Annotated in this window: 7 protein-coding genes; all 7 read left to right on the plus strand. The window is 38.1% G+C overall.

All coding sequences use genetic code 11. The features are described 5' to 3' along the window. Positions 1–416: 416 nt before the first annotated feature. The 7 genes from H1P_RS21985 to H1P_RS22015 all read left to right on the plus strand — a co-directional run bounded on the left by H1P_RS21985 (position 417) and on the right by H1P_RS22015 (position 14505). Positions 417–1706 (plus strand): homoserine dehydrogenase, encoded by a 1290-nt coding sequence (locus H1P_RS21985; RefSeq protein WP_144871364.1) that lies wholly within the window; start codon positions 417–419, stop codon positions 1704–1706. Between the two features lie 132 nt (positions 1707–1838). Beyond that, the gene (locus H1P_RS21990; RefSeq protein WP_144871366.1) at positions 1839–2201 is read left to right on the plus strand and encodes a hypothetical protein; all 363 of its coding nucleotides are present in this window, start codon (positions 1839–1841) and stop codon (positions 2199–2201) included. A 235-nt stretch (positions 2202–2436) separates the two neighbouring features. Further along, complete coding sequence (locus H1P_RS21995; RefSeq protein ID WP_144871368.1) at positions 2437–2832, plus strand: hypothetical protein; 396 nt, start codon at positions 2437–2439, stop codon at positions 2830–2832. Between the two features lie 82 nt (positions 2833–2914). Beyond that, positions 2915–3313, plus strand: a complete 399-nt coding sequence (locus H1P_RS22000) for a hypothetical protein (RefSeq protein WP_144871370.1) — start codon at positions 2915–2917, stop codon at positions 3311–3313. Positions 3314–3397: 84 nt separating this feature from the next. Beyond that, on the plus strand, positions 3398–3766 hold the full coding sequence (locus tag H1P_RS22005; RefSeq protein WP_144871372.1) for a hypothetical protein: 369 nt from the start codon (positions 3398–3400) through the stop codon (positions 3764–3766). Positions 3767–3844: 78 nt separating this feature from the next. Further along, on the plus strand, positions 3845–5995 hold the full coding sequence (locus tag H1P_RS22010) for a two-partner secretion domain-containing protein (RefSeq protein ID WP_144871374.1): 2151 nt from the start codon (positions 3845–3847) through the stop codon (positions 5993–5995). A gap of 209 nt (positions 5996–6204) precedes the next feature. Further along, positions 6205–14505 carry a hybrid fatty acyl-AMP ligase/type I polyketide synthase gene (locus tag H1P_RS22015; protein ID WP_144871376.1) on the plus strand — a complete coding sequence of 2767 codons (8301 nt, stop codon included), beginning with the start codon at positions 6205–6207 and terminating at the stop codon, positions 14503–14505. Positions 14506–14878: the final 373 nt, after the last annotated feature.

Raw genomic sequence — 14878 nt, forward strand, 5'->3', positions numbered from 1 at the left:
TTTTTAATGGTGAGAATATAAATTAATTTGGGTTTTGTAAATATCTATCAAAGACTGAATTTTTTATGGTTAATTATTCTCAATAAGTTACAACTAATGATAATAATTTACATTCTAAGCATATTATTTCCGAACCATATCGAAAACAATTATTTTGGCTGAATTTCTTAAGGATTAACTGCTTAATGTTCCTGAATTCCTAAGTATTACATTTTGACGTGCGGAAGGTGGGGTACAAATAATTTTGCTTACCTACTTACTTTAGGGACAGATGCTTTACCGATTAAGGACTAGTAACCACCAATTGCTCATTCCTCATTTTGATTCCCGCCGACCTAGTAAATATCCAAAATATTAAAGGTGGGGATGAAAGCGTATAAAATTGTAAAGCAGCAATTACAGTCTAAGTAAAGATCGTGGTTTTCAATATTGGCTTATTAGGTCTAGGTACAGTTGGCACAGGAACAGCAGAAATTATATTAGATAACTTCGGGAGAAACCCTTTATTAAAAGAAATTAATATCAAACAAGCAGGAGTACGATCGCTCGATAAAACCCGTGAGGTTGAGCTTTCTGCTGATGTAATGACCACGGATTTAGAAGCTATTGTTACCGATCCTGAGATTGATATTGTAGTGGAATTACTGGGGGGGTTAGAACCTGCGCGATCGCTTATTTTAATGGCTATTGCTAACGGAAAACACATTGTTACGGCAAATAAGGCGGTAATTGCGCGTTATGGTGATGAAATCTATTCCGCAGCCAATGAAGCAGGGGTTTACGTTCTCTTAGAAGCTGCTGTAGCGGGAGGGATTCCTGTCATTAAACCCTTGAAACAGTCTTTAGGGGTCAATCGCATTCAAAGTGTCATTGGCATTATCAACGGTACTACTAACTATATCTTGACCAAAATGGCAGCAGAAGGTTCAGATTTTGCTGATGTGTTAGCAGAGGCACAACAATTAGGTTACGCTGAAGCCGATCCCTCCGCCGATGTGGATGGAGGAGATGCTGCGGATAAAATTAGTATTTTGGCTTCGATCGCTTTTGGAGAGAGAGTTAAAAGAGAAGAGATTTCCTGTGAAGGCATTCGACAAATTAGTGCTACTGATATTAACTATGCTGAAGATTTAGGTTTTGTAATTAAATTATTGGCGATCGCAAAAGGCGGTAAAGGACAACCCTTACAGATTAGAGTTCATCCTACTTTAGTGCCGAAAGAGCATCCCCTATCCAACATTAACGATGTTTACAATGCTGTCTTGGTAGAAGGCGAACCTTTAGGACAAGTCATGTTTTTTGGGCCAGGTGCGGGAAAAGGAGCAACTGCTAGTGCGGTAGTATCAGATATTGTTAACATTGTCGGTATTCTCAAGAGTAGCGATCGTCGTACTAATCTCGATCCTCTATTAAGTTGTTCCCATCAACACTACGCCAACTTATTACCTTTAACTGAAATTACGACTCGTTTTTATACTCGTTTTCTTTGTAAAGACGTACCAGGAGTTATCGGTTATTTGGGTACTTGTTTTGGTAATCATGGTGTCAGCCTAGAATCTGTGGTGCAAATTGGTTTTCAAGAAGACTTAGCCGAAATTGTAGTAGTTACCCATGACGTTAAAGAAGGAGATTTTCGTCAAGCATTAGCAGAAATTAAAGACCTAGATGCCATTGACAGTATTCCCAGTATCATCCGAGTTTTGTAAAAAAACATGGGTTGAATATTAATTTACGTAAATATATGTAACCAACAATTACAAACTGTATAAAATCCTTCTTGTTCCAAGAAGTAATTACTGGAGTCTCTATAAATTTGTGCCAATTATTAGAGAAAAATCATGAAAACTACAACAAAACTTTTAAGTGCAGCTATTTTCGGATTAGCCACAATTGCGATTGCAGGTTCTAATCATACAGTAGCACAGACAGTAAGAGAATCAGAAGCCATTGATTCTACTTTGAACAGTGAATGTTTTAATCCTATTTCCCAAGGTTTAAGTGTAGAAACTAATAATCGCTTCCATAAAGCGCAAATGCAATATAGATATAGTGACGTTATTGGTCAAGAACTAAATTTACCAGAAAAAAGAGACTTTGACCTCAATGTAAATTTTATTTCTGAGCCTAAGACCTTTACTGCTTCTGGTAGCAAATTATATTGTCCTTGCTTTCCTGGTGCTAGCTTTTGTTGCTTTAAATAGAGCAGTTTAGTCAGCAAAAAAACATTGTAGGGTGATAAGTATTACTTACCTTACAGTACTTTGAATTAATTTATTATTAGCGGGACTTAGACATTTTTTGGTCAAAAACATTTGTAAGTAATTTGTAATTTTATGTGTATTTACGTAAAGAGAAACTACAAAAAATTACAAACTGCATAAAATCCCTCTTGTCCCAATAAGTAACTACTGGAGTCTCTATAAATACTTAAAGAACATGGACAAAATTACTGAAATTGTGTGTAAAGCTGACATCCTCTTTGGTTTAAGACCAACTCTCGAAAAGTTTGGCTTTTCTCAAAATGAGGATTTAGTTGTTGCCTTTGAGTATAAAGATAAAATTGTAAAAACCGAGCCGATTGCTCCTGTTGCTAGTAATAAATCTTCCACTCTCAATTCCCAAGACTTAAATGCAGTCGTTCAGGATTGGCTCAATAAAGCAGAAATGCAATATGAATTAAGTCTAGTTATTGGGGATAAGCTAGGTTTACCCAAAAAAGGAGATTTTGACATAACTGTTAGTTTTACTTCTAAATCTAATACCTTTGCTGTTTCTAGTGCTAGACTTTGTTGGCCTTGTTTTATTGGTGCGGGATTTTGTTGCTGGAAATAATCATAATTATATCTTGAAATGATCTTTTAGACTTTGTGTCAGTAATTCAACCCAAATTTGTGCAAATTAGTAGAAAAAAATCATGAGAACTACATCAAAGCTTTTCAGTGTAGCTATTTTGGGATTAGCTACAATGGCGATCGCAGGTTCTGATCGTACAGTAGCACAGACAGTAAGAGAAACAGAAACCATTGATTCTACTTTGAACAGTGAATGTTTTAATCCTAATTCCCAAGGTTTAAGTGTAGAAACTAATAATCGCTTCCATAAAGCAGAAATGCAATACAGAGCTAGTGGCGTTATTGGTCAAGAACTAACATTACCAGAAAAAGGGGAATTTGACCTCAATGTTAATTGGATTGCTAAGTCTAAGACCAAACCTAAACCTAAGACCAAACCTAAGCCTAAGACCAGAAACACCTCTGGTGTCTTACTCTATTGCCCTTGCCACCCTGTTGCAGGATTTTGTTGCTGGAGATAATCATAATTTTATCTCGATCGATGACCGTTAATACATCGCGTCAGTAATTCAAGCCAAATTGATGCCAATTAGTAGAGAAAAATCATGAGAACTACATCAAAGCTTTTAAGTGCAGCTATTTTGGGATTAGCTATAATGGCGATCGCAGGTTCTGATCGTACAGTAGCACAGACAGTAGGAGAAGCAGAAACCATTGATTCTACTTTGAACAGTGAATGTTTTAATCCTAATTCCCAAGGCTTAAGTTTAGAGGCTAATAATCGGTTCAATCAAGCAGAAATGAAATACAGATCCAGTGACGTTATTGGTCAAGAACTAAAGCTGCTGGAAAAAGGAGACTTTGACCTCAATGTTAATTTTATTTCTGAGTCTAATACCTTTGTTGCTTCTAGTGTCGTACTCTTTTGCCCTTGTTTTCCTGGTGTGGGATTTTGTTGCTGGAGACAACCATAATTGGAGCTTGCTACTAATTTAATTTAAAATGCTGTTAATTGATTTACAGTTAATTAACGGCATTTGACAACATAATTTATGAATTTGTCACTATACAACTATCTTAATTCCATTAGTTTTACTGCTGGTTTAATTTTTATTCAATGTTTTAATCTTCCTTGTAATCTTGTTTTAGCCCAAGTTACTCCCGACAATACCCTGGGAAACGAAAGCTCTCAAGTAACTTCCACTTCAGATCGACAACAAATAGATGGCGGAGCTATTAGAGGAGAAAATTTATTTCATAGCTTTAGGGAATTTAATGTTAGAGAAGCAGAAAGTGTTAACTTTGCTAATCCTGATGGTGTAACCAATATTTTTAGCAGAGTTACTGGTAACAATATTTCGCAAATTCTCGGTGATTTAGGAGTATCTGGTAATGCTAATTTATTTTTAATGAACCCTAATGGAATTGTGTTTGGGGAAAAAGCCAGCCTCAACGTTAATGGTTCTTTTATTGCTACCACAGCTAATAGCATTAATTTTGCTGATGGTAATCAGTTTATCGCTAATCCTGCCAGGGAAAAACCCTTACTAACAGTTAATGTCCCTATTGGATTGCAGTTTGGCAATCAACCAGGAACTATTATGAACAAAGCACAATCTCCTCAAAAAGCACTCTCCAGTAATGAGTTTAATTCTAATGGTAATCCTGCGGGACTTCAAATACAGCGATCTAATCAAACTTTGGCTTTAATTGGTGGGGAAATAATCTTAGAAGGCGGAAATGTGACTTCTTTAGGAAGCAATATTGAGTTAGCTAGTGTGGGTGCAAATAGTATAGTTGGTTTGGACACAACTCAATCTGGTGTAGATTTCAATTATCAAGCAGTACAAAATTTTTCAGACATTACTTTAACCAATAGAGAAGGTTTTAGACTAGCAAATGATGGTACTTTGAGCGAGTCTTTAGTTCCTTCAACTTTAGATGCCAGTAGCCAAGAAACAGCAGGCGCAATTAAACTACAAGGTAAAAATATTAATATTTATAATGGCTCACAAATATTAACTCCTACTCAGGGAAATATAGCAGGAGGAGCTTTAACTATTAATGCAGCCGAACAATTAACCATTAGTGGTAATAATCTTTTTAGGGGTGGAATTCTTAGACCCAGCAGTTTAATAAGCTCTACCATAAGAGATGGCAATGCGGGAAATATTACAATTACTACTCAAAGATTAGTTATTGAAGATTCTGGACAAATAACAAGTAGTTCTAGTGAATCTTTTAATCGGATTACAGAAGAAATCATTCCTGCAACAGGTGATGGTGGAAATATCACTATAGTCGCCTTGGAATCTGTCAACATAGCAAATGGTAGTCTGATTATAAGCAATACAGTAGGTTCAGGAAAGGCTGGAAACATTAACATACAAACGGGTAATCTGGTTATCGATAACGAAAGTGCAATTAGTGTTGGTTCTTCAGGCACAGGAGATGCAGGAAATATTGATATTCAAACACAGTCACTAAACATTACCAACAATAGTGAGATTTCAGCAGCAACTCTACAAAGCGATGGCGGAAATATTAATCTTCAAATAGATTACAATTTAGAACTTCGCAATCAAAGTGATATTTCTGCTTCTGTGGGTGGTAATGGTAATGGAGGTAATATTGATATCGGTACAGAATTCTTAATTACTTCTCCTCAAGATAATAGCGATATCACTGCTAATGCTGAATTTGGTCAAGGAGGCAATATTAGTATAGAAGCTGCTGGTATTTTTGGCATTGCTCTTCAAGACGAACTGACCCCATTTAGTGATATTACAGTTAGTTCTAATTTGGGTACAGATGGCACTGTTACACTGATAAATTCTGATACTCAACTAGATAGAACAGAGTCAGATGCTCAAGTAGAACTCGTAAAAGTCACCCCGAATTTAACTCCTAATTATTGTTATGCTAATCGGCAAAACCAATATATCCAAACTGGTCGTGGTGGTGTTCCTTTAGCAGCGAAAAGCTCTTTGGTTTCCGAACACACTTGGGAAGATTGGCGTATGATAAAAACTGAAAATTCAGCAGAACTATCTCCTCAAAATACTGCTAGTAGTGAGAATTACATTCCTTCAGTTAATTCTATCCAGGGATGGATGGTTAATCAGCAAGGTGAAATTGTTTTAACTGCTGAACCTATTGTCGTTACTCCTCATCTTCCAAAACCCAAACACCCTGGCTGCTGAACCTCTTCTACTGATTCTTACGGCAAAAATCTGAGCGAAATTAGATTAAGTGGCTCTTCCTTCTTCCTTAGACAAAAACAAGGTAAAATTAACCAGTTTGCGCTGTTAACCTCTACTATATTGTAAGGAAATCCCACAAAGCATCTCGCTTTTGTATAAGCTATAGAAGTGAGTCTCACTAATTCAAATAGCAAAGCCAGAGGAGTCTATTGGATAAGTACCACACATTTGTAGACCGAATACAAGGTATAGTAGCCAAGCATCCTGAAAAAAATGCTGTCACTTTTTTACAGGATGGTGAAACAGAGTCGAGTTGTTTAAGTTATCAAAAGCTACAGGAACGAGCAAAAGCGATCGCAACTGTACTACAGAGTTATCATGCTACAGGTGAAAGAGCCTTACTTTTATACCAGCCAGGAATTGAATTTGTTACAGCATTTCTGGGTTGTTTATATGCTGGAGTAGTTGCTGTACCTGCTTATCCTCCCCGCGCTAATCGCTCCATAGAAAGATTATTATCTGTTGTTAGTGATGCTGATGCGAAATTTGCTCTTACTACCACTGACTTAGCCGAGAAAATTGCTCATAAGTTTGAAGAAGAAGGCAATACATCCCTACAATTTATTGCTACGGATACTACTAAAACCAATCTGGCTGCTGACTGGTATCGTCCAGATATTAATTCAGAAACACTAGCCTTTTTACAATACACTAGCGGTTCGACAGGAAAGCCCAAAGGAGTGATGGTATGTCACCGTAACCTACTAGCTAATTCTGCTTCAATTAACCGTTGTTTTGAAATCGTTCCCGAACACAGTATTGTTTCCTGGCTTCCTCCCTATCACGATATGGGCTTAATTGGCTCAATTCTTCAGCCGATATACGTGGGATCGTCTTTGTATATGATGCCTCCTGTAAGCTTTTTACAGCGTCCCCATCGCTGGTTAGAGGTGATTTCTCGCTATGGGGGTACGGTTTCTGGAGGGCCAAACTTCGCTTATGATTTGTGTACGACTCAAGTTTCCGAAGAACAAAAAGCCAATCTCGATCTTAGTAGTTGGCAAGTAGCCTTTTCTGGTGCTGAACCTGTTAGAGCCGATACTATTAGAAAGTTTACTGAATATTTTGCTAGCTGTGGTTTTCGTGAATCAGCTTTTTATCCTTGTTATGGAATGGCGGAATCTACCCTTTTAATTACGGGAGGGAGTAAGCAAGTACAACCTATATTTAAAGACTTCGAGCGAGCAAAATTAGCAGAAGATAAAGCAGTAACCGATAATTTAGAAGATGCTGTTACTCTCGTTAGTAGTGGAAATAATGTTTCTGGACAAAACTTAGCTATTGTTAACCCCGATAATTTAGAACAATGCGCCGAAGGGAATATTGGGGAAGTTTGGGCTGCTAGTAATAGCGTGGCTCAAGGCTATTGGAACAAAACAGAATTAAGCGAATATGCTTTTGATGCAATTCTTCCTAATTATCCTGATGTGAAGTTTCTCCGCACAGGGGATTTAGGCTTTATTAAAGATGGGGAATTATTCGTTACAGGAAGGCTTAAAGACTTAATTATCATTCGAGGAAGAAATTATTACCCTCAAGATATTGAATTTACAGTAGATCGCGCCCATGAAGCCATACACGCTGGTTGTGGTGCTGCTTTTGCTATAGATATAGATGGACAAGAAAAATTAGTAATTACTTATGAGGTAAAGCGCACCCATATTAGAAAGTTAGACACTGCAACTGTTACTAAAACAATTCGTACTGCTATCTTACAAAATCATGAATTAAATCCCCACACCATTGTCTTACTGAAAACGGCTTCTGTCCCTAAAACCTCTAGCGGAAAAATCCAACGCCACGCTTGTAAAGCAGGATTTATCGCAGGAACATTAAAAGTTGTCGGAGAATCTATTAACCAACCAACCAGTAGGAGTGAAAGGCATTTCGCCCCCACCAAGAAAAACCATCAAACATCTGCGGTAGAAAATTGGTTAATTAATAACATAGCCCAAAGACTAGACGTAAATACAAGAGAAATTAATACAGAAGAACCTTTTGCTAGCATAGGGTTGGATTCTGTGCAAGCTGTGCGATTATCCGCAGAATTGGAAGATTATTTAGATATCAAGCTATCTCCTACAGTTATTTACGATTACCCCAACATATCCAGTCTGGCAGCATATTTAACAAAATCAACCAAGAGCTACGAGCCAAGAGCTACGAGCCAAGAGCTACTAGCTACCAACAACCAACCAATAGCCATTATAGGTATGGATTGCCGTTTTCCTGGGGCAAACAATCCTGAAGAATTCTGGAAACTATTAAGTGAAGGGAAAGACGCGATTAGTAAATGCGATCGCTGGTCTGGTTCAGATTACGGTGGTTTTATCCAAGATGTGGATAAATTCGATCCGCAGTTTTTTGGGATCACTCCCCGCGAAACCCAAAGAATGGATCCCCAACAAAGACTATTGTTAGAGATTAGTTGGTCAGCTTTAGAGAATGCAGCGATCGCTCCTGAGAGTTTGGCAAACTCTGCAACAGGGGTATTTATTGGGATTAGCAGTAGCGATTATACCCAATTGCAAAATCATTATGGTACAGAATTAGATGCCTATGCAGGTACGGGTAACGCCCACAGTATTGCTGCTAATCGTTTATCTTACACCCTGGATTTAAGAGGTCCTTCAATTAGTGTCGATACTGCTTGTTCTTCTTCTTTGGTAGCGGTACATTTAGCGATCAATAGTTTACGCAATGGAGAATGCCAAACTGCGATCGCTGGTGGGGTAAACTTAATATTATCCCCCGAATTGACTCATACCTTCTCTAAGGCTGGGATGATGGCATCAGATGGACGGTGTAAAACCTTTGATGCGGATGCAGATGGCTACGTTAGAGGGGAAGGTTGTGGCGTAATTATTTTAAAACCCCTGGATGCTGCGCTGCGGGATGGGGATAATGTCTTAGCCGTAGTAAAAGGTTCGGCAATTAACCAAGATGGACGGAGTAACGGTTTAACCGCTCCTAACAGTTTGGCACAACAGGAAGTCATTAGAAATGCGATCGTAAATGCTGGTGTAACTCCTCAAGATATTAGCTACATTGAAGCCCACGGTACGGGAACAAAATTAGGCGATCCTATAGAAGTAAATTCTCTCAAAGCTGTGTTGAATGGGGATGATACTTGTTATTTATCTTCTGTTAAAACGAATATCGGACACTTAGAGGCTGCTGCGGGTATTGCAGGATTGATCAAAACTGTTTTATGTTTGCAAAAGGAAATCATTCCCCCTCATCTCAATTTTAATAGTCTCAATCCTCATATCGATTTTAAAAATACTCCTTTTACTATTCCTACTGAGTTAAAAGGTTGGCAACAGGGAGATAAACTCAGATTAGCAGGTATTAGTTCTTTTGGATTCGGTGGGACAAATGCCCATGTTGTTGTGGGTGATGTGGCAAATGTAGAGACCTTTCATGAAACGTCCCTACAACAAAATAATCGCCCGTTGCATCTGTTAACATTGTCGGCGAAAAATGAACCCGCGCTACAGGATTTAGTTATCCAATATCAAAACTATTTAGAAACTCATTCTGATATAGCTATATTAGATATTTGTTTAACCGCTAATGTAGGAAGAAATCACTTTAGTCATCGTTTAGCTATCACCGCAGAATCCACCCAACAGTTACAAGAAAAAATCAATAGCTATTTATTAAGAAATAAAACTTCTGGAATAGTTAGTAGCGTTGTAGAACGGGGTAATAAATCAAAAATAGCTTGGTTGTTTACGGGACAGGGTTCACAATATGAAGGGATGGGGAAACAACTCTATGAAACTCAACCTGTATTTCGTGAAGCGTTAGAACACTGTGCAGAAATTTTACAGCCTCAGCTAAAAACTAATTTAATTGATGTTATTTATCCTGAAGAAAAAACCAAGAACAATCTATTAAACCAAACCCAATACACCCAAGCTGCTATCTTTGCTTTAGAATACGCTTTAGCGCAAATGTGGCTCTCTTGGGGAATTAAGCCCGATGTAGTAATGGGTCATAGTGTTGGAGAATATGTCGCAGCTACCATTGCAGGAGTTTTAACTTTAGAAGATGGGCTGAAGCTAATCGCTGAAAGAGGAAAATTAATGCAAGCATTACCGCAAAATGGTTCGATGTTTGCTGTATTTACTAATGAAAATACTGTTCAAGAAACGATCGCTGCTTATCAAGAAGAAGTTAGCATTGCAGCCGTTAATGGCGATAATAATATTGTAATTTCTGGTGTTAATAGAGCGATCGTAGAAATAATTAGTAAGTTTGAAAGTCAGGGAATTAGTAGTAAGCAATTAACTGTTTCCCATGCTTTTCATTCTCCTTTAATGCAGCCAATTTTAGAAGATTTTAAACAGGTTGCTCAAACTATTAAATACAATGTACCTCAAATTACCTTAGTTTCTAATGTTACAGGTCAAGGAATAGGAAGAGAAATAGCAACTGCTGAATATTGGGTTAATCATGTTGTCGCACCCGTGCAATTTATTCAAGGAGTTAAAGAGTTACAAAAGCAAGAATGTAATATCTTTTTAGAAATTGGTGCTAAACCAATACTGCTAGGAATGGGACGTAACGTTTTGGAATCCCCACTTGTCAAGGGGGGCTGGGGAGGATCGTCTTGTCTTCCTAGTTTACGTTTACGTAAGTCAGATTGGTCACAAATTATTAAAAGTGTAGCAAGTTTATATATTCAAGGAATCAAAATTAATTGGAAGAATTTTGAACTAGTTTATAACAGTAAAAAAATACAGTTACCGACTTATCCTTTCCAAAGACAAAGTTATTGGTTAGAAAAAAATCAAAAGCTAAATACGGTTAATGGTTTAGCGAACAAACTAACCTTTAAACAGGATTATGGCTTAGATTACTATCAAGTTAAATGGCATCTAAGCGAACAAAATCTTAGTAACTTAAAACCTAAATTTTCTACAGGTAAATGGTTGATATTTGCTGATAATAGTAAATTAGGGGAACAAATTGCCGAACAGTTATTGCAAGGCGATCGAGATTATTTATTAATTCACTCATCCAGTAATCAAAAAACCACTAAAAATAATCTACAAATTAATTATCAACAGACAGCAGATTACACAAAAATAATTGACCGAGAAACAGATATTCAAGGGATTATTTATCTTGGTAGTTTGAATAGTAATGCTGCTTCAGAATTATCAACACTGGATATAGAGCAGTATCAAGAAAAGAATTACACTACTATTCTTAATTTAATTCAAACTCTCTATCAAAAATCTGTAATTGCTCCCATACATATAGTTACTAGAGGCGCACAGCAAACAACACAAGACAAACTAACTGCTAACTCTATTTTAGGTAATGCTTTCTGGGGATTGGGTAAAGTAATCGCTAGCGAACATCCTGAATATTACGGCGGAATTATCGATCTCGATCGGCAACCCATAGCACAAGAAGCACACAACATTATCAAAGTTATTGGGAATCTAGAAAAAGAAGATTATCTTGCATTGCGCCAAGACAAAATTTACTTACCCCGTCTCAGTAAAACAACAGCAACCCAAAAACAACCATTAACTATCGATGCTGATAGCTACTATCTAATCACAGGTGGTTTAGGCTCATTAGGCTTGCAAGTTGCACAGTGGTTAGTAAGTAAAGGTGCGAAAAATTTAGTTTTAGTCGGTAGAAGCCAACCCAAACCAACAGCACAACAAGAAATCAATCGATTAGAGCAACAAGGCGTTACCGTAAAAACAGTTCAAGCTGATATCTCTAATTACGATGATGTTGAAAAAGTTGTTAGTAATATCCCACTAAAAGGTATTATTCATAGCGCAGGAGTATTAGAAGACGGTTTACTGCAAAACCAAACTTGGTCAAAATTCCAGAAAGTACTAGCTCCTAAAGTAAACGGTGCGTGGAATTTACACCTGTGTACGCAAAATCTAGATTTAGACTTCTTTGTTTTATTCTCTTCAGTTGCTTCATTAGTAGGTTCACCAGGACAAAGTAACTACGCCGTAGCAAATGCCAGTCTAGATGCGATCGCAAAGTACCGTAACAGCCTTGATTTACCTGCTTTAAGCATCAATTGGGGTGCTTGGGACAATGGCGGGATGGCAAAAGAAAAAGGCTTTAATCGCTCAGGAATCGACTTAATTCAACCTCAACAAGGATTATCAGCTTTAGAAGAGTTATTAACGGGTGATACTGCTCAAATAGGAGTGATTTCCGTAGATTGGGATAAGCTAAGTAAGTCCTATCCTTATATTCGTCAGAGTAATTATTTTGCTGAATTAGTTACTACAGTAGAAACTACTGCCAATAAAACAGATATTTATGGTGAATTATTGGCTCTAACTAGTGATGCAAGAGAAGAATATTTAGTAAGATATTTAAAAAACGCGATCGCGGGTATCCTGCAAATAGCACCTCAAGACTTATCTGTGTCTAAAAGTTTGCTAGATATGGGAATGGATTCTCTGATGTTGATGGAAGCAATTAACCTCATCAAAGAAGACTTACAGTTAATGCTGTATCCAAGAGAATTTTATGAACGTCCCAAGATTGATGGTTTAGCAGCCTATTTAGCAACAGAATTTACCAACACCCACGATTGCCCTGTAATTATCGATCGACCACAATCAACCCCTGTAGATGCGTTCCATGTAACGCCCCTACCAAAAACATCCCGTCGCCAAACAGACCATAATCAATCTCAAATTGATAACCCCATCGCCTTTATCCTCTCCAGTCCACGATCTGGATCGACCCTGTTACGGGTAATGTTAGCTGGTCATCCCGATCTGGTATCTCCCCCCGAATTACACTTGCTACCCTTTGCTACCATGCAAGACAGACAGCAAGAATTAGATACATCCTATCTTGGGGAAGGTTTACAGAGAGCCTTAATGGAGTTAAAAGGTATCGATGCAGCAGAGGCTCAAAAATTAATTGCCGATCTCGTAGCGAGTAATGCATCAACCACCGAAGTATATCAGATGTTACAGCAGTTAGCAGGCGATCGCTTATTAATTGATAAATCCCCCACCTATGCAAGCGATCTCGATAATCTCTATGCTGTTGAAGCAACTTTTAGCAACGCTAAATATATTCATTTGGTGCGTCATCCTTACGCTGTCATCGAATCCTTTGCCAGAATGCGGATGGATAAGCTCTTAGGAGCGAGTAATTCTAACCCCTATCAGCTAGCAGAATCTATTTGGACAGAAAGTAACCAAAATGTCCTTGATTTTGCCCAAACTATCCACACCAATCGAGTTTTACTAATTCATTATGAAGAGTTAGTAGCACAACCAGAAACCGTAATGCAGCGCGTCTGTGAGTTTCTAGAAATTCCTTTCCGTGCTGAAGTTTTGAACCCCTATCAAGGAAACCGCATGACGGATGGTGTGAGTAGTACATCAATGTCCATCGGCGATCCTAACTTTTTGAACCGTAAACAAATCGATCCTCAACTAGCTAATGCTTGGCGCAATATTACTTTACCTACTCCTTTAGATTATCCAACAAGAAATACTGCTATACTACTCGATTACGAACTACCCAAAGAAGACGAATTAATTTCTGAGATCGAACACAAGATGGAAGAAATTCTGGTCAATATTAGAGGGTTACGAGTGTGTCTCTGTACCTGGGGACCCAAAGAAGGGCCTGTTATACTGTGTGTTCACGGTATTTTAGAACAGGGTGCAGCTTGGTCAGAAGTCGCTCTGCGCTTAGCTCAAAGAGGTTATCGCGTCATCGCTCCCGATCTGAGGGGACATGGAAAAAGCGATCGCGTTGGCAAAGGAGGCTCTTATAATTTAATAGACTTCCTAGGTGATATCGATGCCATTGTAGAAGTTTTAGCAGGTAGAGCCTTTACCCTGGTAGGTCATTCCCTTGGTTCAGTTGTGGCAGCTATTTTTGCTTCTGTACGCCCTCAATCAGTAAAAAATTTAGTACTAATAGAAACCATTCTTCCTACCGAAGCTAGGGAAGAAGACGCAGTTCAACAACTAGCAACTCACCTAGATTATCTCGCATCCCCTCCAGAACATCCCGTATTCCCTGATGTAGAAGCAGCAGCCGAAAGATTGCGCCAAACAACTCCCGCCCTCTCCAAATCGATCGCCATGATGCTCGCAGAAAGAATTACCGAACCCTGTGAAGGTGGTGTTAGATGGCGATGGGAACCCTTATTACGTACCCGTGCAGGTATTGGTTTTAACGGTATTGGGCGATCGCGGTATTTAGGCTTACTCAAACGCATTCAAGCACCCATTACCCTAGTTTACGGCGATCGTAGTAATTTCAACCGCAATGAAGACCTAACAGAACAACAATCAGCAATGCCTGATGCCGAGAAAGTGGTATTATCTGGGGGTCACAACCTACCCTTAGAAGCTCCTTCTGGTTTAGCGAGAATTATTAGTAGTGCTGTAGCATTAACTACTAAACTAATACCATAGATTATTATCGATTCAATTTTAGTTAATCTAATTGGCATTGGTGTCATTAGTAACAAGAGACGAAGGTTTGAAACTAGAATTCACAGAGTTAGCGAGTTTAGTCATTGTTACGTGGAGACAAAAGATCGAGAACAAAATGGTCTTTCACTTCAAAATAATAATTGTTGTAACTTATACCAATTCTTAAAAGTAATGAAAGACTTGGTAGTAGCGCATCCAGTTTAATTTATTGGGTAATGGTAGTTAATACGAAATCCTGTTTAGAAAACCAGGTTTAAATTAAATATCAGATAACCAATAGTAATTCGTTAAATCTCTAATTTCTTTAGTCATTTCATTTAAAACATTGCAACGTTTAACTAGAATTTCTTCA

Source organism: Hyella patelloides LEGE 07179 (assembly GCF_900659865.1).
Classification (GTDB): domain Bacteria; phylum Cyanobacteriota; class Cyanobacteriia; order Cyanobacteriales; family Xenococcaceae; genus Hyella; species Hyella patelloides.